At 67.9% G+C, this 27,000-nt stretch carries 26 protein-coding genes; 15 read left to right on the forward strand and 11 right to left on the reverse strand.

All coding sequences use genetic code 11. The features are described from left to right. Positions 1–53: 53 nt before the first annotated feature. The 4 genes from F5544_RS20375 to F5544_RS20390 all read left to right on the forward strand — a co-directional run bounded on the left by F5544_RS20375 (position 54) and on the right by F5544_RS20390 (position 4,484). On the forward strand, positions 54–1,466 hold the full coding sequence (locus F5544_RS20375; protein WP_167474662.1) for an L-fucose/L-arabinose isomerase family protein: 1,413 nt from the start codon (positions 54–56) through the stop codon (positions 1,464–1,466). Continuing rightward, positions 1,466–2,944: an FGGY-family carbohydrate kinase gene (locus tag F5544_RS20380; RefSeq protein WP_167474663.1), complete on the forward strand. Its 1,479-nt coding sequence runs from the start codon at positions 1,466–1,468 to the stop codon at positions 2,942–2,944. Before F5544_RS20375 ends, F5544_RS20380 begins: the two co-directional genes overlap by 1 nt. A 49-nt stretch (positions 2,945–2,993) precedes the next feature. Beyond that, complete coding sequence (locus F5544_RS20385) at positions 2,994–3,464, forward strand: thioredoxin domain-containing protein (protein ID WP_167474664.1); 471 nt, start codon at positions 2,994–2,996, stop codon at positions 3,462–3,464. Between the two features lie 282 nt (positions 3,465–3,746). Next, the gene (locus tag F5544_RS20390) at positions 3,747–4,484 is read left to right on the forward strand and encodes a glycoside hydrolase family 172 protein (RefSeq protein WP_238847351.1); all 738 of its coding nucleotides are present in this window, start codon (positions 3,747–3,749) and stop codon (positions 4,482–4,484) included. A gap of 8 nt (positions 4,485–4,492) precedes the next feature. On the opposite strand, the gene F5544_RS20395 is transcribed toward F5544_RS20390, so the two are convergent. The 3 genes from F5544_RS20395 to F5544_RS20405 form a co-directional block, all read right to left on the reverse strand. Further along, the gene (locus F5544_RS20395; RefSeq protein ID WP_167474665.1) at positions 4,493–5,371 is read right to left on the reverse strand and encodes a family 43 glycosylhydrolase; all 879 of its coding nucleotides are present in this window, start codon (positions 5,369–5,371) and stop codon (positions 4,493–4,495) included. 46 nt (positions 5,372–5,417) lie between these two features. Then, positions 5,418–6,236 carry a tyrosine-protein phosphatase gene (locus F5544_RS20400; protein WP_167474666.1) on the reverse strand — a complete coding sequence of 273 codons (819 nt, stop codon included), beginning with the start codon at positions 6,234–6,236 and terminating at the stop codon, positions 5,418–5,420. Between the two features lie 117 nt (positions 6,237–6,353). Further along, positions 6,354–8,636: an ATP-binding cassette domain-containing protein gene (locus F5544_RS20405; RefSeq protein WP_238847352.1), complete on the reverse strand. Its 2,283-nt coding sequence runs from the start codon at positions 8,634–8,636 to the stop codon at positions 6,354–6,356. Positions 8,637–8,697: 61 nt separating this feature from the next. Between F5544_RS20405 and F5544_RS20410 the strand changes: the two genes are divergently transcribed. Next, positions 8,698–9,780 (forward strand): helix-turn-helix transcriptional regulator, encoded by a 1,083-nt coding sequence (locus F5544_RS20410; RefSeq protein ID WP_167474668.1) that lies wholly within the window; start codon positions 8,698–8,700, stop codon positions 9,778–9,780. On the opposite strand, the gene F5544_RS20415 is transcribed toward F5544_RS20410, so the two are convergent. Next, entirely contained in the window at positions 9,747–10,721 is a 975-nt protein-coding gene (locus tag F5544_RS20415) for a DUF2332 domain-containing protein (RefSeq protein ID WP_167474669.1), read from the reverse strand. The genes F5544_RS20410 and F5544_RS20415 overlap by 34 nt on opposite strands. A 275-nt stretch (positions 10,722–10,996) precedes the next feature. On the opposite strand from F5544_RS20415, the gene F5544_RS20420 reads away from it, so the two are divergent. Beyond that, a complete protein-coding gene (locus tag F5544_RS20420) occupies positions 10,997–11,398 on the forward strand; it encodes a nuclear transport factor 2 family protein (protein ID WP_167474670.1) in 402 nt (133 codons plus the stop codon). A 111-nt stretch (positions 11,399–11,509) separates the two neighbouring features. Next, on the forward strand, positions 11,510–12,481 hold the full coding sequence (locus tag F5544_RS20425; RefSeq protein WP_167474671.1) for a TAXI family TRAP transporter solute-binding subunit: 972 nt from the start codon (positions 11,510–11,512) through the stop codon (positions 12,479–12,481). A gap of 73 nt (positions 12,482–12,554) precedes the next feature. On the opposite strand, the gene F5544_RS20430 is transcribed toward F5544_RS20425, so the two are convergent. After that, positions 12,555–13,424, reverse strand: coding sequence for a MarR family transcriptional regulator (locus tag F5544_RS20430; RefSeq protein ID WP_167474672.1), 870 nt, complete (start codon positions 13,422–13,424; stop codon positions 12,555–12,557). A 170-nt stretch (positions 13,425–13,594) separates the two neighbouring features. Between F5544_RS20430 and F5544_RS20435 the strand changes: the two genes are divergently transcribed. Further along, the gene (locus tag F5544_RS20435) at positions 13,595–14,386 is read left to right on the forward strand and encodes an SDR family oxidoreductase (protein WP_167479353.1); all 792 of its coding nucleotides are present in this window, start codon (positions 13,595–13,597) and stop codon (positions 14,384–14,386) included. A 1-nt stretch (position 14,387) separates the two neighbouring features. Beyond that, positions 14,388–15,473, forward strand: a complete 1,086-nt coding sequence (locus F5544_RS20440) for an NAD(P)H-dependent amine dehydrogenase family protein (protein ID WP_167474673.1) — start codon at positions 14,388–14,390, stop codon at positions 15,471–15,473. 31 nt (positions 15,474–15,504) lie between these two features. Here F5544_RS20440 and F5544_RS20445 read toward each other — a convergent pair whose 3' ends face one another. Then, positions 15,505–15,993: a hypothetical protein gene (locus F5544_RS20445; protein WP_167474674.1), complete on the reverse strand. Its 489-nt coding sequence runs from the start codon at positions 15,991–15,993 to the stop codon at positions 15,505–15,507. Positions 15,994–16,136: 143 nt separating this feature from the next. Then, on the reverse strand, positions 16,137–17,198 hold the full coding sequence (locus F5544_RS20450; RefSeq protein ID WP_167474675.1) for an aminotransferase class V-fold PLP-dependent enzyme: 1,062 nt from the start codon (positions 17,196–17,198) through the stop codon (positions 16,137–16,139). Between the two features lie 257 nt (positions 17,199–17,455). On the opposite strand from F5544_RS20450, the gene F5544_RS20455 reads away from it, so the two are divergent. From F5544_RS20455 to F5544_RS20465, 3 genes are all read left to right on the forward strand, one after another. Further along, positions 17,456–18,175, forward strand: a complete 720-nt coding sequence (locus tag F5544_RS20455) for an IclR family transcriptional regulator (protein WP_238847353.1) — start codon at positions 17,456–17,458, stop codon at positions 18,173–18,175. Between the two features lie 49 nt (positions 18,176–18,224). After that, positions 18,225–18,731, forward strand: a complete 507-nt coding sequence (locus F5544_RS20460) for a DUF6461 domain-containing protein (protein WP_167474677.1) — start codon at positions 18,225–18,227, stop codon at positions 18,729–18,731. A gap of 261 nt (positions 18,732–18,992) precedes the next feature. Next, on the forward strand, positions 18,993–19,856 hold the full coding sequence (locus F5544_RS20465; RefSeq protein ID WP_167474678.1) for an expansin EXLX1 family cellulose-binding protein: 864 nt from the start codon (positions 18,993–18,995) through the stop codon (positions 19,854–19,856). Between the two features lie 16 nt (positions 19,857–19,872). Here the strand turns inward: F5544_RS20465 and F5544_RS20470 are convergent, their stop codons facing one another. Continuing rightward, the gene (locus F5544_RS20470) at positions 19,873–21,558 is read right to left on the reverse strand and encodes an FAD-binding dehydrogenase (RefSeq protein ID WP_428847152.1); all 1,686 of its coding nucleotides are present in this window, start codon (positions 21,556–21,558) and stop codon (positions 19,873–19,875) included. After that, complete coding sequence (locus tag F5544_RS20475) at positions 21,555–22,196, reverse strand: TetR/AcrR family transcriptional regulator (protein ID WP_167474680.1); 642 nt, start codon at positions 22,194–22,196, stop codon at positions 21,555–21,557. The genes F5544_RS20470 and F5544_RS20475 overlap by 4 nt, the downstream gene beginning before the upstream one ends. A gap of 195 nt (positions 22,197–22,391) precedes the next feature. Between F5544_RS20475 and F5544_RS20480 the strand changes: the two genes are divergently transcribed. From F5544_RS20480 to F5544_RS20490, 3 genes are all read left to right on the forward strand, one after another. Then, positions 22,392–23,390 carry a zinc-binding alcohol dehydrogenase family protein gene (locus F5544_RS20480; protein WP_167479354.1) on the forward strand — a complete coding sequence of 333 codons (999 nt, stop codon included), beginning with the start codon at positions 22,392–22,394 and terminating at the stop codon, positions 23,388–23,390. A gap of 162 nt (positions 23,391–23,552) precedes the next feature. Next, a complete protein-coding gene (locus F5544_RS20485) occupies positions 23,553–24,212 on the forward strand; it encodes a cutinase family protein (protein WP_167474681.1) in 660 nt (219 codons plus the stop codon). 200 nt (positions 24,213–24,412) lie between these two features. After that, entirely contained in the window at positions 24,413–24,628 is a 216-nt protein-coding gene (locus F5544_RS20490) for a hypothetical protein (protein WP_167474682.1), read from the forward strand. Here F5544_RS20490 and F5544_RS20495 read toward each other — a convergent pair whose 3' ends face one another. Together F5544_RS20495 and F5544_RS20500 are read right to left on the reverse strand one after the other, a co-directional pair. Next, complete coding sequence (locus tag F5544_RS20495; RefSeq protein WP_167474683.1) at positions 24,629–24,859, reverse strand: cold-shock protein; 231 nt, start codon at positions 24,857–24,859, stop codon at positions 24,629–24,631. Between the two features lie 62 nt (positions 24,860–24,921). After that, positions 24,922–26,958, reverse strand: a complete 2,037-nt coding sequence (locus F5544_RS20500; protein ID WP_167474684.1) for an SDR family oxidoreductase — start codon at positions 26,956–26,958, stop codon at positions 24,922–24,924. Positions 26,959–27,000 lie beyond the last annotated feature (42 nt).

Consider the following 27,000-nt stretch of genomic DNA (forward strand, 5'->3'; position numbering starts at 1 on the left):
CCATACTGAGTGCGAGTCTTACCAATCCGACCACCCACTACGGGAGGACCGGCATGGCGCGTATCGGTGTCATCAGCATTTCCGACGGCCGCGACTATGTGCACGCGGGGATCGCGGAGTTCATCAACACGACCGAGGACCGCCTGGTCGCCGCGTTGACGGCGGCCGGGCATACGGTCGTCCGGGGTTCGGCGCCGGTCAGCGATAACGCGCTGGCCGGATCGGTGGCGCGGAGTGTGGCCGCGGCGGGCGTGGACCTGACCGTGCTGCACTACGCGGTGTGGGCGTTCCCGCACTTCACCATGCTCGCCGCGGGCGCGACGCCGGGTCCGCTGCTGCTGCTGTCGAATATCGACCCGGTACAGCCGGGCATGGTCGGCATGCTGGCGGCCGGCGGCGCGCTGGATCAGATCGGCCGCGCGCACACCCGGCTCTGGGGCGACCCGGCCGATCCGGCGCTGATCACCGCGATCGGCACGCACGCGACGGCGGCGGCCGCGGTACAGAGCCTGCGCGGCAGTACTTTCGGGCGCTTCGGCGGGCGGCCGATGGGGATGAACACGGCGGTCGCCAACACCGATCAGTGGCAGCGGCTGTTCGGCATCGATGTCGAGGAGATCGACCAGTGGGAGATCGTGCGCCGGGCCGAACTCGCCGATCCGGCCGAGGCCAAGGCCGCGCGCGAATGGCTGGAGCAGCACACGGCGGGCGTGCATTACGACGGCGACAAGCTCACCCCCGAACTGCTCGAACGCCAGATCCGCTCGTATCTCGCGGTGCGCGAACTGATTTCGGAATGGCGGCTGGACTTCTCCGGCATCAAGGGCCAGCCGGAGCTCACCCAGTACTTCGCCACGATGGATATCACCGAGGCGTTCCTGAACGATCCGTACGACTGGAACGGGCCGAAACAGCCGCATATCTGCGCCACCGAGGCCGATATGGACGGCGCGCTCACCATGCAGCTGCTGCACCGGATCGCCGGAACCCCGGTGCTTTTCGCCGATGTGCGGCACTACCACGCCGACCGGGACATATGGGATCTGTGCAACTCCGGCCAGCACGCCACCTGGTTCGCGGCCCGCAGCGCCGATCCGGCGGAGAATCTGGCCAAGGTGCATCTGTATCCGGAGGTGTTCTTCTTCCCGGCGGGCGGCGCCTCGGTGCACCACCTGGCCGCGCCGGGACAGATGACGCTGGCCCGGCTCACCCGGCTGGACGGCGACTACCGAATGCAGTTGATGCTGGGCGAATTCGAGAACTACGACGCGGCCACCAACGAGGCGCTGATGAAGCAGTCCACCTGGGAATGGCCACATGCGTTCGCGCGCTTGGACGCGAAGGCGGAGGATTTCCTTTCCCGGTTCGGCGCGAACCACATTCACGCGGTGCCGGGTGATCACCGAGCGGCGGTGCGGGCCGCGTGTGAACTGCTCGGCGTGCGGCTGGACGAGTTCGCGCGGTGATGTTCCTCGGCATCGATATCGGGACGTCGAGTTCGAAGGGCGTCCTGGTGGCCGAGGACGGCCGTGTTGTCGCGAGAGCCGAACGGGCGCACGGTGTTTCGACGCCGTATCCCGGATGGGTGGAACATGACGCCGAGGCCGTGTGGTGGGCGGATTTCGTCGCGCTGGCCCGCGAGCTGACCGCGGCCGCGGCGGGCGCGCCGCTCACGGCGCTCGCGGTGAGCGGGATCGGGCCGTGCCTGCTGCCCGCCGACGCCTCCGGCGCGCCGCTGCGGCCCGCCATCCTCTACGGCGTCGATACCCGGGCCACCGCCGAAATCGCCGAGCTGAACGCGGAGTTGGGGGCCGAGGCGGTGCTGGGTCGCTGCGGCTCGCCATTGACGAGTCAGGCTGTCGGTCCGAAGCTGCGCTGGCTGGCGCGCCGCGATCCCGGCGTCGCGGCCCGCACCTCGATGCTGCTGATGGCGAGTTCCTTTCTGGTGCACCGGCTCACGGGCCGCTACGTGCTCGACCATCAGTCGGCCAGTCAGTGTGTGCCGATGTACGACCTGCGGGCGCGGGCCTGGGCCGCGGACTGGGCCGCCGCGGTGGCGCCGAAGCTGCCGCTGCCGGAACTGGCCTGGCCCACCGAGATAGTCGGGCGCGTCACCGAAAAGGCGGCCGCGGCAACGGGTTTGCCCGCCGGGCTGCCGGTGACCACCGGAACCATCGACGCGTGGGCGGAGGCCGCGAGCGTCGGCGTGCGGGCGCCCGGCGATGCCATGGTGATGTACGGCACCACCATGTTCCTGGTGCAGGTGCTTACCGATCCACGGCCGCATCCCGGACTGTGGGGCACCTGCGGAACCTGGCCCGGCACATACACTTTGGCCGCCGGAATGGCGACGTCGGGCGCCGTCACCGATTGGCTGCGGACACTGGTGGGCGGCGATTTCGGCGAGCTGGTCGGGGCGGCGGCGCAGGTGCCGCCCGGCAGCAGGGGCCTGCTGGTGCTGCCCTACTTCGCGGGTGAGCGCACGCCGCTGTTCGATCCGGACGCGCGCGGCATCATCGCGGGCCTGACGCTCGGGCACGGCCGCGCGGAACTGTATCGCGCGGTGCTGGAGGGGATCGCGTACGGCGTCCGGCACAACCTCACGGCGATGACCGAGGCGGGCGGCCGGGCACGGCGGCTGGTCGCGGTGGGCGGCGGCACCAAGGGCGGGCTGTGGACCCGGATCGTCTCCGAGGTCACCGGCCTGCCGCAGGAGCTGCCCGCCGATACCGTCGGCGCCTGCCTCGGCGACGCCATGCTGGCCGCCGAGGCCTCCGGGGTGGACACCATGGGCTGGAATCCGGTGATCGCCACCGTGACACCCGATCCCGAGCACGTCGCGCGCTATGAGCCCTACTATCGGCACTATCGGGAGCTGTACGAGCGCACGGTCGGCACCGCGCATTTCCTCGCCGAACAACAGCGGGCCGCCGCGCCTTCCTGAATTCTCCGGGCACATGCGAGGATGCAGGGTTGTATCTCGGGAGGACGACATGGCGACGCAGACACTGACCCAGCACAACTTCAATACCGTCATAAGCAGCAATCGGATCGTCCTGGTGGATTGGTGGGCGAATTGGTGCGGGCCGTGCCATCATTTCGCGCCCGTCTTCGAATCCTCCGCGCAGCAGCATCCGGAAATCGTGTACGGCAAGGTGGATACCGAGGCCGAGCCCGCGCTCACCGGCATGGCCGGGGTGGACAAGTTCCCGACGCTGATGGCGTTCAAGGAGGGCCTGATGGTCTACTCCCATTCCGGGTACATCCCCGGTGACGCGCTGGAAGAGATTGTGCAGCAGGTGCTTTGGCTGGACATGGACGAGGTGCGGCGGGAGATGGCCAAGCAGTCGGGCGACCCGGCGCCGCAACAGTCCGCGCCGAATCCCGCGCCGGCGGCCGCGGCGCCGCAGCGACAGGCGAGCGTGGCCGGTCCGGCCCGATACGGCTGGCCGGGGCTGAATTGATATCGAGATAAAGGAGATATGGGCGATGAGCGAGTTGTGGCGGCTTGATGGAGCGCGGACACGATCGGTCAGCGCCGAGAACCCCACGGGCGCGCCCGGCCAAGGAGGGCGGGCCACGACCGGGACGGGGCATGGGCCGCGCGCTTCCTCGGCGTCGGCTGGAAGATCTCGCCGTCGATCGATCTGGGCTCCGGCGAAAACGCCACCCTCGCCGACATTTCCGGGCCCGGCATCATCCGGCACTTCTGGATCACCACCGATCGCGGCACGCTCGATCAGCTGATGCTGCGCATGTACTGGGACGACGATCCGGTGCCCGCCATCGAGCTCTCGCTCGGCGACTACTTCTGCAACGTCTGGGATCAGCTGGCGCTGATGAATTCGCGGATGATCGTCGTCGCACCGGCGGCGGGCCTGAACAGCTACTGGCCCATGCCATTTCGCGGCAACGCCCGAATCACGCTGGAGAACACCAGCGATCACCAGGTGCCGGTGTACTACCAGTTCACCTACACCGAGGAGGACGTTCCCGATTCGGCGGGCCGGCTGTACACCCAGCGGCGGCAGAGCAATCCGCTCGGCAGCCCGACGATCCACACCCTCGTCGACGGAATCACCGGTCCCGGCCGGTATGTCGGCACCTACCTCGCGATCCAGCCGAACGCGCCCGGCTGGTGGGGTGAGGGCGAGATGAAGTTCTACATGGACGGCGACACCGACTTCCCGACCATCTGCGGCACCGGCACCGAGGACTATTTCGGCGGCGCATGGAATTTCGATATCGACAACCGCTACGTCACCTTCTCCACCAACTACTGCGGCCTGCACCAGGTGCTGCCGCCGGACCAGATCTATGTCGACACACAGCGATTCGGCATGTATCGGTGGCATGTGCCGGACCCGATCTGCTTCGGCAGCGCGCTGCGGGTCACCATTCAGGCGCTCGGCTGGCAGGGCGACGCGTATCTGCCGCTGGAGCACGCGAATATCACCACGACGTCCTGGCTGTACCGCGGCTGAGCCCGGTATCAGCGCGGAACGGACTGTGCCGCAGGCGAATTCGGAAAGGTCAGCGGGGCGATATATACCCCGCCCTGCCCCCAGCCCGCATGGGTGATCCACCAGTCGTCACCGTCGCGGACCACCTCCGCCGCATGCGCGGCAATGTGGCCGACCTTGTCGCCGATGCGGAACCGATACGGGTTGTCGCTGCGGAACACATCGGTGCCGACGTAATCCGGGCGTGGGCCGATGAACAGATACCACCAGCCGCCCTGGCGCACCACGAACGGGGATTCGGTATTGCCGCCGAAGGTTCCGCAGGTGGGATCGATGAAGGCGAACTGCCGGTCGCTCCAGTGCAGTAGATCGCTGCTCACCCGGTATGCCACCACATGATTGCCGTTCTCCGGCGCGGCGGTCGCGCAGTAGTACATCACCCACTTCTCGCCGACCTGCAGCACCATCGGATCGCGGGCGTCGTAGCCGTCGCGGAACAGGGGCCCGTCCGGTATGCGGGTCCACTGACAGAGGTCGGTGGAGGTGGCCAGGTTGATCTCGGCGTCGGTGTGATCCGGGCCGCCGCCCGCGTAGAACATGAAATACGTTCCGCCCGAGGCGATCACGTGCGGCGCCCAGAGGTGGGTTTCGCCGTAGTCCGGATCGACCGTCAGCGCCGGATCGAGGGTGGTCCACGGCCCGAGCAGCGCGGGCGCGGTGGCGTGCGCGAACTCGATCTCGTTGTCCGGGTCCGCGGGTTCGGTGTGCGTGATGCCGAACAGGTGCCAGTTGCCCGCCGTGTCCTGGATCAGGGTGTGGTCGTTGATGTACCACTGCTGGTCTCTGCCGATGCTCGGGTCGTAGATCTTGACGAAATCTCCGGCCTGCACCACGTCTTGCGTGCCCATGACGTTCATGATGCCGCTGAACGCGGCGCCGCCCGCGGCTTTCGGATCATTGCCGGGACCGATCGATCAGGTTCAGTCGCAGGCGGTCCAGTTCGGCCGCGGATAGTCCGTTGAGCCGCAGCCAGCCCGCCGCGCCGCCGTGGCTGTCGTGCAGGCTGCGCAGGAATGCGGCCATCACGCCGGGGTCGACGGACATGATGCCGGTGCCGAGCGGCGGCAGGCGGCGGTAGGCCGTCATGGTGATCAGCCGGGCGCGCACCTGGTCCAGATGTTCCGCGGAGAGCGCGTAGTCGGCGACTATGTGCTCGGTGGGAACGCCGAGCGCGTCCAGCAGCAGCGCGGCGAGCAGACCGGTGCGGTCCTTGCCCGCCGCGCAGTGGAACAGCACCGAGTGGCGTTCCGGCCGGGCCAGCAGGCGCATCGCGGTGATTACGGATGCGCCGCTGCCGGAAAGCAATTCGCGATAGTGCGCGACCATGCCCGCGGCGGACGCGTGCGCGGCCAGCTCGGCCGGATTCGCGGCGGCGTGCCCGGCGACCCGCAGCGGCAGGTTGACCACCCGGACGAGGGTGCCGGACAGTCTGCCGTGGCCCTCCCGCTCGGACTCCGCGCCGGTGCGCAGATCGATGACGCTGCGCAGGCCGAGCGGTCCGGTGAGCAGCCGCAGATCGGCGGGGCCGAGCTGCTGCGGGGTGGCGGAGCGGAAGACGACGCCGCGGCGGGTGCTGCCGCCGGAGGCTACCGGAAGACCGCCCAGATCGCGGGCGTTGTCGATATCGGTGAACCGGAGCAGGCGCCGGTATAGGTCGCCCGGAGCCGGATTCGGGTCGAGCAGGTCGTGCGCCGGAGCGTGCCGGGTGTTCATCTTCCAATGGTGCCCCGAAAGCGTTGGCAATGGCCGTGTTTGGTGACTTCCGCGCCGAAATGCGAATAGCTCCAAGGATGCTCGCGATGGCCGGGCTGCCTGGCCCGGCCGCGCCCATCACGCGGTTTCGGCGAGGCTGCGCCTGAGATATTCGGCGGTGATGGAGCGCCGGTCGTCGCACAGCTGCGCCGGTGTACCCGCGAAGACGATCTCGCCACCGTGTTTGCCGCCGTCGGGTCCGAGATCTATCACCCAATCGGCGCGTTTGACGAGCTCGAGATCGTGTTCGATGACGATGACGGTATTGCCCGCGTCCACCAGCCGATCCAGCAGCGCCACCAGGGTGTCGACATCGGCCATATGCAGTCCGGTGGTCGGTTCGTCCAGCACGTAGATGCCGCCGGTGCGCCGTAGGTTGTCGGCCAGCTTGATGCGTTGCCGCTCACCGCCGGACAGCGAACTCAGCGTCCGGCCCAGCGTGAGATAGCCGAGGCCGACCTCGTGCAGCGCGCGAAGCGGTCGGCGAATCCGGTTGTCGGCGTGCGTATTCCAGAAGTCGAGCGCCTGTTCCACGGTCATCTCCAGCACATCGGCGATGGACGCGCCCTGCACCGTATACGCCAGCACCTCGGGCCGGTAGCGGCGGCCGTGGCAGGTCCGGCAGACGGTGGTGACCGGATCCATATAGGCCAGATCGGTGAATATCACGCCCGCGCCGTCACATTCGGGGCACGCGCCGTCGGAGTTGAAGCTGAACAGGCCCGGCTTCACCCGATGCGTTTTGGCGAACAGTTGCCGCAGCGGATCCATGATGCCGAGGTAGGTCGCGGGGCTGGAGCGGCGCGACGCGGCGATGGCCGATTGGTCGACGGCGATCGCCGCCGGATACGCGGTGACGAAGGCGTCCGACACCAAAGTGCTTTTGCCCGAACCGGCTACGCCGGTGACCGCGGTGAGCACGCCGGTGGGAAACCGCGCGGTGACATTCTTCAGGTTGTGCCGGTCGGCCCCCGTCACGGTGAGCCAACCGGTCGGCGTGCGGGTCCGCGCTTTGAGCGGCTGTCCGCGGCGCAGCCGCTCACCGGTGGATGTGCCGGAGGCGCGCAGCTTTTCGACGGTGCCCTGGAACATCACCTGGCCGCCGTGGCCGCCCGCGCCTGGCCCCATATCGACCACGTGGTCGGCCACCGCGATGACATCCGGCGAATGCTCCACCACCAGCACGGTATTTCCCTTGTCCCGCAACTGGATCAGCAGCCGGTTCAGCCTGCCGACATCGCGCGGGTGCATGCCGACGCTCGGTTCGTCGAAAATGTAGGTCATACCGGTCAAACTCGAACCGAGATGCCGGACGACCTTGAGCCGCTGCGCCTCTCCGCCCGAGAGCGTCGATGTCTCCCGGTCCAGCGCGAGATAGCCGAGCCCGACCTCCTCGATCCGGCGCAGCCGGGCCAGGGCCGCCGCGGCGATCGGTTCGGCCACCGGATCGGTGAGGGCCGCCAAAACCTCGATGAGATCGGTGATTTCGAGCCGCCCGTAGTCGGCGATGCCGAGCCCGTCGATGCGACCGGCCAGCGCCGCCTGATTCAACCGCGCGCCATGACAGAGCGGGCAGACCTCCTCGTGCACCACCGCCTCGGCGGCGGCGCGGTTCTTCTCCGAGAGCGAGCTCAGGTCGCGCTTCAGATACAGGCGGTCGAAACGTTCCAGCAGACCCTCGTAGGCATTGGTGCCGGTGGAGCCGGACCTGCTCGCCCTCGGTACACGGAAACCGTTGCCGCGCAAGAAGAGCTGCCACTCCTCGGGCGTGTAGTCGCGCAGCGGCTTGTCCGGGTCGAACAGCCCGCTGCGGGCGTAGAGCTGCCACTGCCAGGAGCCGACGGCGAAGGGCGCGAAGGTGATCGCGCCCTCGTTGAGCGATTTCGCGGTGTCGAGCAGCTTGTCCAGATCGGCCCGCACCACGTGGCCGAGGCCCGCGCACTCCGGGCACATGCCGAGCGGATCGTTGAACGAATAGTGTGTCGCCCCACCGGCGCTCGGCTCACCGTACCGGGAGAACAGCACCCGCACGATCGACTGGATATCGGTCATGGTGCCGACCGTCGATCGGGAATTTCCGCCGATCGGCCGCTGGTCTACCACGACGGCCGGCGCCAGGTTATCGATGACATCGGCCTCCGGGCGCTCGTATTTCGGCAGCCGGTTGCGGATGAACCAGGTGAAGGTCTCGTTGAGTTGCCGCTGCGACTCCACCGCGACGGTGCCGAAGACGATCGAGGATTTACCCGATCCGGAGACGCCGGTGAAGACGACGATCTTGCCCTTGGGGATCTCCAGCGACACATTGCGCAGGTTGTGCTCGCGGGCCCCGACGATCTTGATGGTGTCTCGAGTGGTCACCTGCGCCACGGTATTGATCAATGAGGTCAGCTTCGGTCCTCATTCCGGTGATACTGGTGTGGTGACCGATACCGCCGCCCGCCTGCTCGCACTGCTCGCCCTGTTGCAGACCCGCCGCGAATGGTCGGGTCCGGAGCTGGCCGAACGGCTCGGCGTCACGGTCCGCACCGTGCGCCGCGATATCGATCGCCTGCGCGAACTGGACTATCCGGTGTCCGCGAACCTCGGCTCGGCCGGCGGATATCGGCTGGCGGCCGGCACCGCGCTGCCGCCGCTGCTGCTCGACGACGAGGAAGCGGTGGCCATCACCCTCGGCCTGCGTGGCGCGGCATACGGCGCGGTCCGCGGCATCGAGGAATCGGCGGCGCGGGCGCTGGTGAAGGTGCAGCAGATCCTGCCCGCGCGGCTGCGTCGCCGGGTGGACGCGGTGGATGCGGCGACATCGTCGCTGGGCGGGCCGCCCGCCGGACCCTTCATCGATCCGGAGACACTGGTGGTGCTGGCCGCGGGCTGTCGCGACCACGAACGAATCCGGTTCCGCTATAAAGCGAAGGACGAATCCGAGTCGAAGCGGTTGGTCGAACCGCACAGCCTGGTCGCGGCCGGGCGGCGTTGGTATCTGGTGGCATGGGATGTCGACCGCGGCGAATGGCGCACCTTCCGGGTCGATCGGATCGGGGAGCCTTTTCCGATCGGGGTGCACTGTGCGCCAAGGGAATTGCCCGACGATGCGGCGCCGACGGAGTATGTCGCGCGACAGTTGGCGGCGGCACGGCCCGCACCGGAGGTGGTCTTCCTGGTGCATGCCTCGGCGCGAGAGTTGGCCGAGGCGTTGAAGGTTCGGGCCGCCGAGGTGGAGCCGATCGACGAGCGCACCTGTCTGCTGCGGACATCCGGCGATTCGCTCGAATGGACGGCGATCCGGATCGCGCACCTGGACAAGGAGTTCCGGGTGCTCGAACCGCCGGAGATGGCGGCGGAGCTGTCTCGCCTGGGGGCGAAATTACAACGGGCGGCTCGAGTTCCGAGAACTCGTCCCTGGCCGAGCTTCAACTCGGGCGATCCGCGATTCGCGGCCGACGCCGAGCAGCTACTCGATGACGCCTACGATCACCGCCGATCCGCGAACCAATCCAGCGACTGACCGTGCGGCCCTGCATATCCCAGCGGAATACCGTCGCGCGCCAGAATGAACTGACGCCCGGGCGGCACATCGGTGTACGGCAGCAGCGCCGGATCATATGGCAGTACTTCGTTGCCCTCGTTGGCGATCCAGGTGCACGGTAGCGCGCGCACCGTGTCGGCGAACCGCGCCCGGTCGCCCCGATCCAGGTACGCCAGCACGGCGCTGCCGAATACGATGATCGGAACATCTTGTGGGGCGGCGTAAACCAGGTCGGCGATGCAGTCGACGATATCGCCCGCGACCAGCTGCGGGGGATGACGCCGGGCGATGGCGACGGCATCGCGCAGCCGGGAGAGCCGGTCGTGCTGCTCCGGCCAGACCAGACATTCCAGCCAGCGCACATCCTCGGGATTGCGGACGTCCAGCGGATGCAGGTCGATACCCGCGCGAAAAACCACCTGCGGCAGGCATTTCGGAATGGGTGGGCGTCCGGATGTGGTGCACGGCAACAATACCGGGGAACGTCCGTCATCCGGATCGATGATGATCTCGTCGTCGTAGCGGTAGCTGAAACGGTCCGGATACAGGCACAGTCCGGCGGACGCGCCGATCTCGATCAGTGCGACGGGCGATCCGGCGAACGGCTCCAGCGCGGGCAGCAGCACCGCGGCCCGCCCGGCCTCGTTGGTCTGGGTGTGGTGGGTCATGGCCACTTCGCGCACCGCGGGCCAGTTCGCGACCAGCCACTCCTTGAATTCGTCCAGCGGCGAGACGGTGACCCCGACATACCGTGCCGCGCCGAGGATCAGATTCGGCTGGCGTTTCGGCGGTGGTAGTTCATCGATGAGGGCCGAGAGGTCCGGATCGTCGGCGATGCCGTGACACCACAGCTCGTAGCAGGGGGAGTAACCGTGGGCCTCGACCTCGGCGAAGCGCCGATATCGCGCGGACGTCTCCATCGCAACCCCTCTGGCCAGGGCCGCACCGCCCACCGGTGCGGGCTGTTCGGCAGACGCTACCAGCCATCCGCCGACCCGCCGATGTCTGAAAAATCACTCTCACAACGGGTTTAGCCGAGCTACCCGCTCGCACGACCGAAAACCCTTGGTGACGGCGCTGTTACGGCCGATCTCGCAGCGGCATTCGGCTCGGGAATTCCATGCCGGAAAATGACGGGCTCGCGGCGGCTCCGGTCGGCTAATCTGCGTCGCAGTATCAGAGAAAGGGGCAGCTGATGGCACTTTCGGTCCCCGATCGGCTCGATATCGCCGAAGTGGTCTCGCTGCACGGCCACCTCACCGACGATGGGGCCTTCGATCGGATGGATGAGGTGTTCGCGCCCGAAATCGTCTATGACGTCCGCGCATTCGGGCTCGGCGAGTTGCACGGACGCGAGGCGCTGCGGGAGGCGGCGCTCGCGCTCGGCGACCGGAATCCGGTGGGCCATCATGTGACGAACATCGTGGTCCGCGAGGACGCCGACGGCACGGTCCGGGTGCGTTCGAAGGGTATCGGGATCAATGCCGACGGTAGTTGCGGCAGCGCGGTATACGACGACATCGTCGTCCGCACGCCGGACGGTTGGCGCATCTCGCACCGCACCATCCGGCGCCGCGAGACGCCGTTGACGCCATGAGGTCATGGCGCGCGCGTGAAGCAACTTCCCGGCTAAGGTGAGTGGGTGTCGCCCGAGTGGTGGGCGACGGACGGTCCGCGCGCGGGTCGGTGGCGGCGGTATGGAGGCGAGATGCGGAGAGTGGCAACGGGTTTCGCCGTTGCGGTGGTGTCGGCCGGACTGGTCACCGGCTGCGGGGACAAGGCGGGCGGGGCCGACGATTGCACCGTGCGCCAGCCTGCCCAGCTCGGGATCGCCTCCGGCAACACCTCCGGCGTGTTCTACACGCTCGGCAAGGCGCTGGCCGAACAGCTTGCTTCGGCGACGGACGGCAAGGTGCGGGCGACCGTCGCCGAAACGGTCGGCTCGCCGCAGAACATCCAGCAACTCGTCGCGGGCGCGTACCAGGTGGCCTTCTCGCAGTCCGATACGGCCGCCGACGCGGCGCTCGGCCGGGAGGAGTTCGCGGGCAAAAGGGAGCCGGTGCGCGCGCTTTCCCGGCTGTACCTGAGCTATATGCACGTCATCGTGCGGGCCGACGCGCATATCGACACCATGTCCGACCTGAAAGGCAAACGGGTGTCGACCGGTTCGGTGAATTCCGGCATCGAGATGGTTGCCCAGCGCATGCTGCGCGCCGCGGGCCTGAATCCGGACAGCGATATCAACGCCCAGCACCTGGATCTCGGCAAGACGGTCGAGGCGATGAAGGACGGCGGCGTCGACGCCATGTTCTTCGTCGGCGGCCTGCCGACACCCGGCGTCACCGACCTGTTCGATTCGCTGCACGACAAGGTGCGGCTCATCGATGTCACCGATGTGCTGCCCGCCCTGCGCACGGTGAGCACGGTGTACGAGGGCGGCGCGATTCCGGCGAACGTATACGGTCAGGCCGCCGACGTCCGCGCCGTCGTCGTGCCCAATGTGCTGCTGGTGCGCGAGGATATGGACACCGGCCTGGCCTGTGCCATCACCAAAACCCTGTTCGACCGGAAAAACCAACTGGAGCAGGTGAATTCATCGGCCAAGGGCATCCTGCGCGGCACCGCGCCGGATACCGATCCGGTGGTGCTGCACCGCGGCGCGAAACGCGCGCTGGGTTAGTCACCAGCCGCAGTTGTAGATGCCCTCGGAGATACGGACGCCGTCGTTCCGCATTTCACCCGTGTGCCGGATTTCAACCGTCGGCCAATGCGGCGGAGAGGTCGCGGGCGGCGTCGACCGTGGCCGCGATGAACGAATCGCGCTCGGATTTACCGGTTTCGGTGCGCAGCGCGCCGAGCTGGATCTCATAGGCCGGTACGCCGGTGCGGTCGAAGACCGGGGCGGCCAGATAGCTCAGCGGCAGCGAAACGTCGGAGTCGAGTTCGGATTTCGTATACGGGCGCGAGGTGAGTTCGGCGAGGCGGCGCAGGGCGCGGGTGCGCAGATGTGGTTGGCGCAGTTCGGAACCCATGGCGGCGAGCAGATCGGCGAGCAGTTCGACGGTGCCCGCGTCGTCGTCGGTGTCGGGCCGGAAGACCGCGATGCCGCGGCGGCGCACCGAATTGAGCAGAACGGTTGCGGTGCGGCGGGTTTCCGGGTCGGCGGTGGCGAGCCAGGCGTTCTGTTCGGCGGCGGGCCGCCACGGCATCACGCTCGCCCCCGCCGGGAATCGCAGCGGAATGCGGTGCCCGACCGGGATTCCGGGGACGATCCGGTCCGGGCCCTGGCGAACGTCGAGCACGGTCAGCTGGTCCGGCTCGATGCGGCTGAGGGTGGCGCCGCAGCCGGTGCGCATGGCGAGGGCGTCCAGTACCTCGCCCGCGGCGCGGGGCAGCGCGGGACCGTGTAGTCGAGCCAGCGCGGGCCCGAGGTGGTAGCCGCCGTCCCCGCGGGAAACCCAACCCGCCGAATCCAATTCGGCCAGAATCGCGGTCGCGGTGGCGCGGGCGATCTCGAGCCGGTCCGCGATGCCCGCGACGGTCACCGGTTCCGGCGCGGCGATCAGCAGCGAGACGATATCGACGACGCGCCGGGTCGGCGGCGACGGGGAGCGATCTGGCACGGCGAACCCCTTGTGCGGCTGGGCGGAACGACTCTAGTATGTCGAATATACGATATTGAGTGTCGAATATTCGACAGCAGATCGCGGAACGTTCGTCGCGGCGAATGTCCGAGGGCGTGCTGAGCCGGAGATATTCGGCGCATTCGGACGCGAAAGCCGCTGGAGCGCGCATGATCCTGGACAGATTCCGCATCGACGGGCAGGTCGCCGTCGTCACCGGCGCCGGCCGCGGCCTCGGTGCCGCCATCGCGATCGGTTTCGCGGAGGCGGGGGCCGATGTCGTCATCGCGGCCCGGACCAAGAGCCAATTGGACGAGGTGGCCGAGCAGGTGGCCGCGACCGGCCGCCGGGCACACGTGGTGGCCGCCGACCTCAGCGATATCGAGGCGACCGCGGCGCTGGCCGCGACCGCGGTGGACCGGTTCGGCCGCCTCGATATCGTTGTGAACAATGTCGGCGGCGCACTGCCCTGCCCGCTCCTGGACACCACGCCCGAAATGCTGGTCCAGGCCTTCGATTTCAATGTCACCAACGCGCACGCACTCGTCCGTGCGGCCGTACCGCACATCCTCGAAACCGCCGGCGGCGGCTCGATTCTCAACATCACCTCGACGATGGGCCGCCTGCCCGGCCGCGCCTTCGCCGCCTACGGCACCGCCAAAGCCGCACTGGCGCACTACACTCGGCTCGCCGCCATGGATCTGAACCCGCGCATCAGGGTGAACGCCATCGCGCCCGGCGCCATCCACACCTCGGCGCTGGACATCGTCGCGAGCAACGATGCGATGCGCACCCAGCTGGAAACCAACACCCCGCTGCACCGCCTCGGCGAGCCCGACGATATCGCCGCCGCCGCACTGTATCTCGTCTCACCCGCGGGTCGCTACGTCACCGGCAAGGTGCTGGAGCCGGACGGCGGGCTGACCGCCCCGAATCTGACCATCCCGATCCCGGATCTGTGACATGACTTATCGCGTAGTGCAATGGGGGACAGGCAATGTCGGCCGCAACGCGCTGGCGGGCATCATCGCCAATCCCGGCCTGGAACTGGCAGGCGTCTGGGTATCTGGACCGGCCAAGGGTGGTGTCGACGCGGGAACCCTTGCCGGACTGGAACATCCGGTCGGCATCCGGGCCAGCACCGATCCGGACGCGATGCTCGCGCTGCGGCCCGATTGCGTCGTCTACTGCGCCATGACCGATAACCGGCTGCTGGAGGCGGTGGAGGATCTGCGGCAGATACTGGCCGCGGGCGTGAATGTCGTCGCCTGCGCGCCCGTCTTCTACCAATATCCGTACGGCGTATTGCCCGACGAACTACTGAAACCGATCGAAGAGGCCGCCGCCCAAGGCAATTCGACGCTGTGGGTGAACGGCATCGATCCCGGCTTCGCCAACGACCTGCTGCCGCTGGCGCTGGCGGGCACCTGCCTGCGCGTCGACCAGCTGCGCTGCCTGGAGATCGTCGACTACGCCAGCTACGACAACCGCGCGGTCATGTTCGACATCATGGGTTTCGGCAAACCGCTCGACGAGATACCGCTGCTGTTGCAGCCGGGAGTGCTGTCGCTGGCCTGGGGCAGCGTGGTCCGGCAGCTGGCGGCGGGCATCGGCGTCACCCTGGACTCCGTCACCCAGACATACGAAAGAGCCGCCGCGCCCGCGGCTTTCGACATCGTCACCGGGCATATCCCCGAAGGAACCGCCGCCGCACTGCGTTTCGAGGTGTGCGGGATGGTCGGTGACCGGCCGGTGACCGTGCTCGAACACGTCACCCGCCTGCGCCCCGACCTCTGCCCCGACTGGCCGCAACCCGCACATCCGCAGGGCTCCTACCGGATCGAACTCACCGGTGAACCCAGCTACACCCTCGACCTGGTGACCTCCAGTCCGAACGGCGACCACAACTACGCCACCGTACTCGCCACCGCCATGCGCATCGTCAACGCGATACCCGCGGTAATCCAGGCCCCCGCAGGCATTCTCACCGCATTGGATATGCCGCTCATCACCTGGCCCGCGGAAGCCGGTTCGCGACTGTCGCATTGATGCCCGTACGGTGCTGGTCTCGTTCGGTTGTTCAGTCGTGGGTCCGTCGATCCGCCAACCAGCGCAACGTGCTCGGCAAGAACGTCAATACCAGCACTGTGATACCGAATACCACGCCGATGGCCGACACTGGAGTGAGATCTGTGGTAACCGAAACGGAGTGATGCCCGCCGGTGACATCCTCGCACTGAGGTATACCACCATTGCCGCAGGTAGGGATTTTGATGACCGATACGGCGAGAGTGCCGATGCCTCCCACTCCGAGCAGAGTATGTGCACCCTTCTGCCGCCGGAAGGTCCGGATCCCACCGACCACCAGCAGCAGCCCGAACGCCAGTAGCAGCAGTTCCAGGAGCTTGCTCAGGAAAACGGGAGGGTCGTCGATATCGGCAGAGTCGAACAGCAAAAGAATCGGCAAATCGGACAGGATGATAATCCCGCCGACGAAGGCCACGACGCCTGCGGGGATCGCGGTGACGGTGCTGGACTGGGGTTGCCGATGGAACCGAGGGTCGATCATCAATGCCTCCGATCCGAGTCATCATTACATGTCCGGCGGCCTCGATGCGGTCGATCGGCACACCCGACGGTCGGGCGCGCGGCCGAAAGACGCTCGCGCAGCAGGCATGTCGATGTCAGGCCGAATCATCCGAGCACGGACCTCTACACAGACGCCCGGTTCTCGCCCATCGCGGTGAGCGCCCGCTCGACATCCGTCTCATCGTTGTAGAGGTGGAACGAGAACCGCAGCCCGCCGTTGCGCGCCGAGGCGATGATTCCGGACTGCTGCAATCGATCCGCGGCCTCGCCCGCGCCCGGCACCGCGACGATCGCCGAATTCTCCTGCACCGGTGCGTAACCCAGATTCACCAAACCGGTGCGGAAGCTGTCGGCCAGTGCGAGGTTGTGTGCGCCGATCTTCTCGACGCCGATCTCCTCGATCAGGTCGAGTCCGCCGAGCGCGGCGTAGACGCCGATGAAGTCGGGGGTGCTGTCGAAGCGGCGGGTGGTTGCGGGCAGCGCCACCGGCCGGTAGAGCTCGGCCCACCGGTCCGCCGCGGCGAACCAGCCGGGTCCGAGCGGGCGGATCAGGTCGGCGGCCTCGGGCGCCGCGGCGAAGAAGGCGACGCTGCGCGCGCCGATCAGCCATTTGAAGGTGGCGCAGACCCAGTAGTCGGCGTCGCTGAAGCGCAGCGGGAACCAGCTGGCGGCCTGGGTGATATCGACGGCGAGCCGCGCCCCGTGCGCCAGGGTCGCCGCGCGCAGCCGCGCCAGATCGGTGACCCGGCCGTCGGCGGACTGCACGGCGCTCACCGCGACGAGCGCGGTCTCCGGCCGCACCTCGTCGGCCAGCCGCTCGAGCGGGACGACGCGCACCGCGAGATCCTGCCGGTGCACGAAAGGCATTGATACCGAGGAGAATTCGTTCTCCGCGAGCAGTACTTCCGCACCCGCGGGCAGCGCCGCCGCCACCGGTGCGAGCAGCGGGGCGACGCCGCTGCCGATGGCGATGTGGTCGGCGCTCGCGCCATCGATGAGCCGGGCGAAGCCGTCGCGTATGCGATCCACGACGGTCTCGTCCGCCATCGGCGCGGTCCGGCCCGCCACCCATTCCGCGTGCAGCCGCTGTACCGCGGCCAGCGAGCGCGCCGCGGGCAGTCCGTAGGAGGCGGTGTTGAGCCAGGTGGTTTCGGGGGAGAACTCGTGCGGAGCCAGCGAAGACATGTCTTCACCCTGCGCCGCCGGGCCGCCGCGCGTCCACAGCCAGTCTGCCGAAACTGGCATATATTCCGCCGATCCCGCTCGCAATAACTTGTTCCAATTCCACCGGTATAGAAAAGTACGTAAGGCTGATCGAATACTTCTAAGCTGAGTGCGCGAGCGCGATGGAGGAACGGATGACGGTCGAGACGATGCCACACCCGGAATCCGAGCGTGCCACACCACGACCGAATCAGCCGCCGGTCTCGATGATCGAACGAATGACGTTGATACTGGACGCATTCGACGCGCATACCCCGACGCTCACACTGCTCGGCCTATCCGAGCGCACCGGGCTGCCGCGTTCCACCGTGCATCGCATCCTCGACCAGATGATCCGCCTGCGCTGGCTCGCGCACGCCCCCGGCGGCTACCGGCTCGGTATGCGTCCCCTGGAACTGGGCGGACTCGCCGCCGACCACAATGAGATTCGCGACGCGGTCAGTCCGCTGCTGCACGACCTGAGCCAGCGCACCGGCATGGTCGGCCACCTCGGCGTGCTCGACGGCCGCGAGGTGCTGTACCTGGACAAGGTCGCGGGCCGCGCCGCCGCCGCGGTGCCGACCCGGCTCGGCGGCCGGATGCCCGCGCACTGCACCGCACTCGGCAAGGCGTTGCTCGCGGCGCTGGAGCCGAGCATCGTGGAAGCCTCGTTCCGCGAACGGCTTCCGCAGCTGACCGCCCGAACCATCGGGGAGACCGGCGAATTGCAGCGGGAGCTGGCGCGGATCAGGAGCAGGCAGGGCGTCGCGGTGGATGTCGAGGAGGCCATTGCCGGAATCTCCTGTGTCGCCGTACCGATTCGCGGGCGCGGCGCCGCGGTGGCCGCGCTCTCGCTGACCACCCAATCCGGTCCGGCGCTCGACACCGCGAAGCTGGCCCGCATGCTCGCCGAGGTCGCGCACGAGGCGGGCGAGGCGCTGCTGCCGCGCAGGCGCTGATCCCGCGGCATGCGAAGATCTCTCGATCGAGATTCGATCGGAGGGGTTGATGGTGCTGACAGTGGCCGGCTTGCTGGTGGAGGGTGTCGTCGACGCGGCGCAGCTGCGACGGCTACCCGGGTCGCCCTGCGTTTCCGGCCGGGTGGCCCCGGGCGCCGAGGTGTTCAGCAAGGGCGCGGGTTTCGACGCCGACTGGGCGATCGCCACCCTCGACGGCTGGACGGTGCTCACCAACTCCACCCTGCGCGGTATGGACAGCGAACAGGTGAGCCGCGACCTGTCCAGGGGCCGAAGGGTTTTCGCATTCGTCGCATACGGCGCGAACGCCACCCACGGCTTCGCCTGGTTCGTCGACGGTGAGTTGTTGCGCGCCATCTTCTACGCCGATTTCGAACTCATCGGCGCCGAGGGCGGCCCGCTGCCCGAGGAGGCGATGCTCGCCGAACCCGGTGACGGCCGCTATGTGTTCGGCATGATGACGCTGCTCACCGGGGTGCGGCTCGGCGATCTGGTCGACGCGCCGTATCAGGTACTCGTGACAACACATCCGAATTGACGGTCGGCCGAACCATTTACGGTGGGGCCGCGGGCGTGTCCAGGAGTGTGCTGGGCAATTGCCCCGGACTTGCCCGAAGTGTGAGTGTTTCACTGCGAAGATTTTACGTTCGGCGGGTACCGCGTCGAATCTGCTGGTTTCCTGGACTGGTCAGGATGGATAGTCCGTGAGGTTGGTGAGCCGGAGTCGGGAGCGATGCACCGGATACCGATACAACAGCGTCATTTTCGGTCTGGTTGGCTGTGGTCAGCGCTCGGTATCGTGCTCGTCGCCGCGGCGGTGGTGTGGCTCACCCGTTCCGAGCCGAACGCCTGCGATACCGGCGTGGTCGCCGACGTATCGGCCACCACGCGAATGCCGTTGCCCGTCACGGCATTTCCGGATACACCGAGTACCGTGCCGGCCCCGGTGACAACGCCGCCGCCGGAACCGCAGCAGGTGGTCGCCGGTGAGGCCCGCTTCTACAATTTCACGCCGAACGTCGCGTGCTCCTTTCCCGGGCTGCCGCTCGACGGTTTCTACGTCGGCATGTCGACACCGGAATACGGGCGGGCCGAACCGTGCGGCGGCTACCTCGATATCCACGGCCCGCTCGGTGACGTCCGCGCCTTCATCGTCGATCGTTGCCCGGGATGTGCTCCGGGACAACTGGATTTGAGTATCGCCGCCTTCGACCAGATCGCGAACCGGGCCGCGGGCGTCGCGAAGGTCACCTACGGGGTGGTGCGGGATCCGCAACCGCCGGAGGAGATCTCGTACGCGGTGAAGCCCGACTCGTCGCCGCAGTGGTTCGCCGTGCTGCTCACCGGAACCGGAAATCCGTTGCGGGAGGTGGCTATCCGGACCGCGAGCGGCGGTGACTGGCGTCCGTTGACCCACGGTATGGACAACTACTGGACCATCTCCCGCCCCGGTCCCGGACCGTTCGCGCTCCAGGTGACCGATATACACGGGCACCGGACCGAGGTGGCGGGCGTCACCCTCGACGCCGGCCTGCGGGTGACCGGCGCGCACCTGTACGACACGCCGCCGCCATCCATCCCGGTCGCGCCGCCGATCACCTCGCCGACGGCCCTCGCCGTGCCGCACCCGCCGTCCGTGGCCCGTTCGCCGAACTGTAAATGATGGGAATGTGTTGAAATCAGCGCGGTTTCGCGGCCAGCGCGCGCCCGGCGGCGCGGCCGGAGAAGATGCAGCCGCCGAGGAAGGTGCCCTCCAGCGCGTTGTATCCGTGCACACCGCCGCCGCCGAAACCGGCGACCTCACCGGCGGCGTACAGCCCGGGCAGCGGCGTGCCGTCCGGACGCATCACCTGGGAGTCCAGATTGGTCTGCAGGCCGCCGAGTGTCTTGCGGGTCAACACATTCAGCCGCACGGCGATGAGCGGGCCGTGCGCCGGATCCAGGATGCGATGCGGTTTGGCCACCCTGGCCGCCTTGTCGCCGAAGTACCTGCGGGCATTGTTGATCGCCATCATCTGCGCATCCTTGGTGTACTTGTTCGCGACTTCCCGGTCCCTGGCGACGATTTGGCGTTCCAATACGTCGAGGCGCAGCTGTGGGCCCCTGGCGATCTTGTTCATGCCGGTGACCAGTTCGGCTAGGGTGTCGGCGACGACGAAATCGGCGCCGTGCCGCTTGAACGCCTCGACGGGTCCGGTGGCCCCCTTGGCGAACCGGCTGGTGATGGCCAACTTCAGATCCTTGCCGGTGATATCCGGGTTCTGCTCGGAGCCCGATAGCGCGAACTCCTTCTCGATGATCGACTGGGTGAGCACGAACCAGGAGTAGTCGTGGCCGGCGGCCAGGATCTCCTTCATCGTCGCATTGGTGTCGAAACCCGGAAAACACGGTGCGGGCAAACGCTTTCCGTTCGCGTCGAACCACATCGACGACGGTCCGGGGATGATCCGGATGGCGTGATCGGGCCAGATCGGAGCCCAGTTCATGATGCCCTCGGTGTAATTCCACATGCGGTCCCGGTTCACGATCGCCGCGCCCGCGCTCTCCGAGATACCGAGCATCCGGCCGTCCACGTGCGCGGGAACGCCGGAAATCATGGTCCGCGGGCACGGCCCCAGCCGTTCGGTGGGCCAGTTGCGCCGGATGAGTTCGTGATTGTGCCCGATACCGCCCGAGGTGACGATCACCGCCTTGGCACGAAATTCGAACTCGCCGACCACATTCCGCGACGATGCCCGGCCGCGCGCCAGATCGGTCGGCTCCAGCACGCCGCCGCGCACCCCGACCACCGCGCCGTCCTCGACGATCAACTCGTCGACGCGATGCCGGAAAGCGAAGCGCACCAGCCCTTTTCGTTCACCCTCCAATACCGGTTCGGCGAATACCCGCACCACCTCGGGCCCGGTGCCCCAGGTCAGGTGGAAGCGCGGCACCGAATTGCCGTGCCCATCGGCGAAACCGCCGCCGCGCTCGGCCCAGCCGACCACCGGCGTCACCCGTAAACCCAACTCGTGCAGGTAATTCCACTTCTCGGTGGCGGCGAACCGGACGTATGCCTCGGCCCACCGGCGGGCCCACAGGTCCTCGCCCTCGTCGCGGTCGAATCCGGCCGATCCGAGCCAGTCCTGCACGGCCAGCTCGTAGGAGTCCTTGATGCCGAGCCTGCGCTGCTCCGGGCTGTCGACGAAGAACAGCCCGCCGAGCGACCAGAAGGCTTGTCCGCCAAGGTTGTTGCGGTTCTCCTGGTCCAGCACGTGCACCGTGCGGCCGGCTTTGACGAGTTCGTGGGTCGCGACCAACCCGGCCAGCCCGGCGCCGACCACGAGAACGTCGGCCTCTCCTGTGAATTCAGCGGACATGGTCATCCTTCTTGTGCGGTGCTGTATGCCAGCACGACGTGGTGGAAGAGTTCGATGCGCCGTTCGCGCACCGTGCGACTGCGCGGTTCCAGCAGCACCTGCACCGCGGTGCCGTCGTGCACCGCGACCAGCGCCTGCCCGAGCGCGACCGGATCGGGGACGGCGCGGCCCCGGCCCGCGAGGGTGGCGACGACCGGCGGCATGAGCGCCTCCAGGATCGCGGCCTCGCGCGCCGCGACGACCCGGCGCAGCTCCGGATCGCGCAGCGCGTGCGCGGTGAATTCGGCGGTGATCCGGAACCATGCCTCGTCCACCGGCACCGCACCGGCCAGCCGCTCGATCATGACGCGCAGTTCGGTGACCCCGTCGGCGGCGATACCGTCCAGCGTCGTGCGCACATCGGCCAGGAGCTGCGCCGAGCGGTGCTCCCACATGGCGAGGAACAACTCGTCCAGCGAGCCGAAGTTCGAGTAGAACGCTCCTCGCGTGAAACCGGCCCGCTCACAGACCTTTTCGACGGTCGAGCGACCGAAGCCCTCGGCGGCGAACACCTCGTAGGCGGCGGCGAGCAGTCGATCGCGGGTCTGGGCGCGGCGGCGGGTGACCCGCTTGGGCGGGACACCGGATGCGGTGGCCGAAGCCATGCGCACCTCCTCGGCTACGGATACATCTGTGTATCGGATACACGAATGTATCAGATGGCAGGCTGCCGCGCGGGTATGGTCTAACGCAGTCGCTGCCGTCGGATGCGGTACGCCTCGCGGCGGCAGTGTTCGGGTTGTGGGCCGATGGGTGACGGAATATTTCGCAGCGGAGATAGGGGACCCGTGACCGGTGAGATGACGGCATGGCGGGTGCGGCGGCCCGGGCCGATCGATTCGGGGCCGCTGGAGCGGGTGCGCGAACCCATACCCGCACCCGGCCCCGGCGAACTGCTCGTTCGCGTGCGAGCCTGCGGTGTGTGCCGCACCGATCTGCACGTCTCCGAGGGTGATCTGCCGGTGCACCGGGCCGGGGTCGTGCCGGGCCACGAGGTGGTCGGCGAGGTCGCCGGGCTCGGCGATGGCGCCGAGGGTTTCGCGGTGGGGGAGTGTGTCGGTATCGCGTGGCTCCGGCACACCTGCGGTAGCTGTCGCTATTGCCTGCGGGGCGCGGAAAACCTGTGCCCCCGTTCGCTTTACACCGGCTGGGATGCCGACGGCGGCTATGCCGAATTCGCCACCGTCCCAGCGGATTACGCACTGCCGCTGCCCGCGGGCTACACCGCCGCGCAGACCGCCCCGCTGCTGTGCGCCGGGATCATCGGCTATCGGGCGCTGCAACGCGCGGCCGTGCCCGAGGGCGGCAGGCTCGGCATCTACGGCTTCGGCGGCAGCGCCCATCTGGCCGCGCAGGTCGCGCTGGCCCGCGGTGCCGAGGTGCATGTCATGACCCGCGGTGCGGCCGCGCGCGAACTGGCCGCGGGACTCGGCGCGGCAAGTGTGCAGGGCGCGGCGGATCGCCCACCCGTCCAACTGGATTCGGCGATCATGTTCGCGCCGGCCGGCGACCTCGTTCCGCCCGCGCTGGAGGCGCTCGATCGCGGCGGGGTGCTGGCGATAGCGGGAATTCATCTGAGTGACATCCCCGCGTTGAACTATCAACGGCACTTGTTCCAGGAGCGCGAAATTCGCTCCGTCACCGCGAATACCCGTGCCGACGCGCACGAATTCCTCGCGCTGGCGGCCGAATATCGCATTCAGGTGACGACGCACGGGTATTCCCTCGATAAGGCGGATCGGGCGCTCGCCGATCTCGCGCACGGACGATTCACCGGCGCAGCGGTTCTCGTGCCGTAGCCCGAAATCGGCAGGACACGATTCGGCGCTGAAGCCATATCACTTGGGTCCAGTTGCTCGACGGCCGCTCACCCCATTCCTATCCTCGCGGATATAGCCGCGTGCGGCTTGTCTCGACAAGCGGCGCGCGGCTTCTCACAACGGCGTGAGCGGGTGATCGCAATGGGCAACCGGAAGGTAAACCTCTTCGAAAAGTGGCGTGCGGCAAGGGTATTGGCCATCCTGCTGCTCATCGGCGCGGCCGGGGCGACCGGTACGGCCGGGCGGGCCACGGCGGATCCCTGTGCGGCGGTGGATATCGTCGTCGCACGCGGTACGTCCGAACCGGGCTGGCTGGGCGCGCAGGTCGGCGATCCGCTGTATGCGGCGCTGCGACAAGCGCTTCCGCTGGATTCCGCGGCCTATCCGGTGCGCTATCCCGCCGATCTGCTCGTCGCCACCTCGGCGAGCGACGGCACCCGGGATATGACCGCGCACCTCGTCCAACAGGCGGCGATGTGCCCGGGACAGCGGTTCATCCTGGTGGGTTACTCGCAGGGCGCCGCGGTGACGGAGGGTGTGCTCGGCACCGGCATAGTCGCGCAGCTGCCCGGAACCTATGTGCTGCCACCCGAATTGGCGCCGAGGATCGCGGCGGTGTTGCTCTTCGGCGATCCGCTGCGCGCCATCGGCTGGAATGTGCCCGCCGCATATCTGTCGCGGACCGCGGACTATTGCGCGGCGGGCGATCCGATATGCGGTGCGGGCGACGATCCGGCGGCGCATACGGAGTACGGCGGATTCGTCTGGGCGGCGGCCGTTTTCGCGGCGAGCCGGATCTGAGATTCGGACCGGGAAATCCGGACGGCGGCGGGGTCCTCGGAAACGTGGATCCCGCCTTTGCTGTGCGAATGCCATAAATTATGCGAGGGAATCGAATCCGGATATCGCGCCCCGTGAGCATCGATCCGGCGAACTGACTCACCGGTTGTGGAAAGCCACTCGGCCAACATTTTCCCCTGAGCGCGTGCTAAGAACTGCGAATGTTCTCCGATTCCGACAAGGCCCAAGCCCTGGTGTTCCTGGACTTGCTGACCGCGCACGCGCGTACGCTGGCCCGGGATATCTACCAGGCGGAAAAGTGTTCGCGGATGGAGTATTCGCAGGCCCTGCGCTACGAGCTGGGCACGGTTCGCGCATGTATCGATCGAATTCACCGCAGGTTTCCGGAGACCGCGCAGCAGTCGGTGCCGGGTTGATCAGAGCTTGCGGACCCAGGTCGCGACGAAGTCGAAGCTGTCCTGTTTGGCGGCGCGATAGCGAAAGCTCACCCGATCGCCCGCCGCGAGCGCGCGGAAACCGGTGCCCTCGATATCGCTGTAATGCACGAAGGCGTCGCGGCCCGGCGGCAGCGCCGGGGAACTGATCGCACCCCAGCCTTTTTCGGATTTGAAGAACTTCACGACACCCTCGGCCGCCTGTTCGGTCATTCCGGTGAGCCCCCTGGTCGTTCGGGCCCGGCGTCCGGATGCCGGGCCCGAACGACATTAGCTCACCAGCGCAGCCCGGGAACCATCCTCGCGACGCGAGCGGCCGGGGTCGGCAGCGCCATCAGCGGGATGACCACCGGGGCCAGCAGATCGAGCGGTCCGCGTGCGGAATCCTGTTCCGGCAGTACGGCATTCGCCTCCGCCGCAACCTTCTTGCCCGCCGCCGCGCGGGATTCCCCGAAGAGGCGGAAACCCTGGTGCATGATGGTCCGCTTCAGCGAAGGCATCAGCAGTTCCACCGCCTGCGCCAGGGTGCCGACCGGTGTATCTATGCGGTCCGGACGCTCCTCGAGCGCGCGAATCACGATGGCGGCGGCCTGTTCCGGGTCCGGCACCGGCAGTGCGCGGTACAGGTCGGTCGGCGCGATCATCGGGGTGCGCACCAGCGGCATCCGCACCGAGGTGAAGGTGATTCCGGCGTCGCGGTTCTCCACGGCCGCGATCTCGCTGAAATTGTCCAGCGCCGACTTGCTCGCCACATAGGCGGCGAACCGGGGCACCTTGGCCTGCACCGCGATCGAGGAGATATTCACGAAATGCCCGAACCGGCGCGCCCGCATCGACGGCAGCAGGGCCAGGATCAGCCGCACCGCGCCGAAGTAGTTCACCGCCATGGTCCGTTCGAAATCGTGCATCCGATCGGTGGAATTGGCGACCGCGCGCCGGATGGACCGGCCCGCGTTGTTCACCACATAGTCGACGTGGCCGTGTTCGCCGAGCACCGTGCGCACCAGCGCGTCCACCGCGTCCGGGTCGGTGATATCGCACGGATACGCCTGTGCCGCACCGCCTTCCGCGCACACCGCGGCGGCGGCCGCGTCCAGGTCCTCCTTGCCGCGCGCGACCATCAGCACGGTGGCGCCCCTGCGGGCGACGGCGTGCGCGGTGGCCAGCCCGATCCCGGACGACGCGCCGGTGATGAGCACCGTACGACCCGCGAGCGGATCGGCGCCGTCGCTCGGCCGTTGCGATTTCGGTGCGGTCACCGGGCGCGGCGCGAGATGGTCGCGCCAGTACTGCCAGAGCCGTTCGGCATAGCTGTCGAACGTGGGCACCTTCAGGCCGCGCAGCTGGGCGCGGGTCGAATCGGAGATGAATTCCGAGGCGAAGGCGACATGCGGGGCCACCTCCGGCGGAATCCCCATCTGTCCCAACAGGAAATCGCGCGCCGCGGGCACGCCGGGCAGGCGGCCGAGTCCGTTCAGCGCGAGTCCGCTGCCGGGCAGCGGGCCGATTCCGGCGGGGGCGCCCGCCGCACGCGCCAGCGCGTTGTACACCTGGGCGAACGGCTGCGGCTCCGGGTTGACGAGGTGGAAGGTGCGCCCGTTCAGGCCCGGCTTGCGCACCAGTTCCACCATCGCGGCGGCGACATAGTCGACGGGAACGATATTGGTGGCGCCCAATTCCGGTAGCGGCATGGGCAATTCGGCGGGCAGCGCGGCCAGCTTGGCGATGGCGGGGAAGAAGTAGTACGGCCCGTCGATCTTGTCCATCTCGCCGGTGCGTGAATCGCCGACCACGATCGCGGGCCGGTACACCCGCCAGCGCACGCCGCGCGATTCCCGCACCAGTTTCTCGGCGGCGAACTTCGTGCGGTGGTACGGCGAGGTGAGCCGCTGACCGAGATCGAAATCCTCCTCGAAGAATTTGCCACGGTGATCGCCCGCCACGGCCACCGACGACACGTGGTGCAGTACCGCGCCCAACTCCTGGGTCAGCGCCAGCACCGCCTTGGTGCCCGCGACATTCGCGGCGTGCGCGGTGTTTTCGTCGGCGGTCATATCGTAGACCGCGCCCAGATGGATGATGTGATCGGCGGCGGGCGCGGCGTCGAGGCCGAGCCGCTCCGCGGTCAGATCGCCGATGAGCGGGTGCACGCGGTCGCCGCCGCGCCAATCCGCCACCAGCGCGGTGAATTTCGCGAGCGAGCTCGCGCGGACGAGGATATGCACTATCGCGTCGGGATCCTTGTCGAGCAGGCCCGCCACGACCCGTCGTCCGATCAGTCCGGTACCGCCCGTCACGATGTAGGTAGCCATCGCCCCTCTCCTGCTGTCTTCGAATCGCGTTGTGGCACAGCG

The organism is Nocardia arthritidis, from assembly GCF_011801145.1.
Taxonomy (GTDB): Bacteria; Actinomycetota; Actinomycetes; order Mycobacteriales; family Mycobacteriaceae; genus Nocardia; species Nocardia arthritidis_A.

Bases quoted from the DNA above. Each gene is read 5' to 3' on its own strand.
- F5544_RS20375 (WP_167474662.1), top strand. From the start codon at position 54: ATGGCGCGTATCGGTGTCATCAGCATTTCCGACGGCCGCGACTATGTG.
- F5544_RS20380 (WP_167474663.1), top strand. From the start codon at position 1,466: ATGTTCCTCGGCATCGATATCGGGACGTCGAGTTCGAAGGGCGTCCTG.
- F5544_RS20385 (WP_167474664.1), top strand. From the start codon at position 2,994: ATGGCGACGCAGACACTGACCCAGCACAACTTCAATACCGTCATAAGC.
- F5544_RS20390 (WP_238847351.1), top strand. From the start codon at position 3,747: ATGCTGCGCATGTACTGGGACGACGATCCGGTGCCCGCCATCGAGCTC.
- F5544_RS20395 (WP_167474665.1), bottom strand. From the start codon at position 5,371: ATGGGCACGCAAGACGTGGTGCAGGCCGGAGATTTCGTCAAGATCTAC.
- F5544_RS20400 (WP_167474666.1), bottom strand. From the start codon at position 6,236: ATGAACACCCGGCACGCTCCGGCGCACGACCTGCTCGACCCGAATCCG.
- F5544_RS20415 (WP_167474669.1), bottom strand. From the start codon at position 10,721: ATGGAGACGTCCGCGCGATATCGGCGCTTCGCCGAGGTCGAGGCCCAC.
- F5544_RS20420 (WP_167474670.1), top strand. From the start codon at position 10,997: ATGGCACTTTCGGTCCCCGATCGGCTCGATATCGCCGAAGTGGTCTCG.
- F5544_RS20425 (WP_167474671.1), top strand. From the start codon at position 11,510: ATGCGGAGAGTGGCAACGGGTTTCGCCGTTGCGGTGGTGTCGGCCGGA.
- F5544_RS20435 (WP_167479353.1), top strand. From the start codon at position 13,595: ATGATCCTGGACAGATTCCGCATCGACGGGCAGGTCGCCGTCGTCACC.
- F5544_RS20440 (WP_167474673.1), top strand. From the start codon at position 14,388: ATGACTTATCGCGTAGTGCAATGGGGGACAGGCAATGTCGGCCGCAAC.
- F5544_RS20445 (WP_167474674.1), bottom strand. From the start codon at position 15,993: ATGATCGACCCTCGGTTCCATCGGCAACCCCAGTCCAGCACCGTCACC.
- F5544_RS20450 (WP_167474675.1), bottom strand. From the start codon at position 17,198: ATGTCTTCGCTGGCTCCGCACGAGTTCTCCCCCGAAACCACCTGGCTC.
- F5544_RS20455 (WP_238847353.1), top strand. From the start codon at position 17,456: ATGACGTTGATACTGGACGCATTCGACGCGCATACCCCGACGCTCACA.
- F5544_RS20460 (WP_167474677.1), top strand. From the start codon at position 18,225: ATGGTGCTGACAGTGGCCGGCTTGCTGGTGGAGGGTGTCGTCGACGCG.
- F5544_RS20470 (WP_428847152.1), bottom strand. From the start codon at position 21,558: ATGACCATGTCCGCTGAATTCACAGGAGAGGCCGACGTTCTCGTGGTC.
- F5544_RS20475 (WP_167474680.1), bottom strand. From the start codon at position 22,196: ATGGCTTCGGCCACCGCATCCGGTGTCCCGCCCAAGCGGGTCACCCGC.
- F5544_RS20480 (WP_167479354.1), top strand. From the start codon at position 22,392: ATGACGGCATGGCGGGTGCGGCGGCCCGGGCCGATCGATTCGGGGCCG.
- F5544_RS20485 (WP_167474681.1), top strand. From the start codon at position 23,553: ATGGGCAACCGGAAGGTAAACCTCTTCGAAAAGTGGCGTGCGGCAAGG.
- F5544_RS20490 (WP_167474682.1), top strand. From the start codon at position 24,413: ATGTTCTCCGATTCCGACAAGGCCCAAGCCCTGGTGTTCCTGGACTTG.
- F5544_RS20495 (WP_167474683.1), bottom strand. From the start codon at position 24,859: ATGACCGAACAGGCGGCCGAGGGTGTCGTGAAGTTCTTCAAATCCGAA.
- F5544_RS20500 (WP_167474684.1), bottom strand. From the start codon at position 26,958: ATGGCTACCTACATCGTGACGGGCGGTACCGGACTGATCGGACGACGG.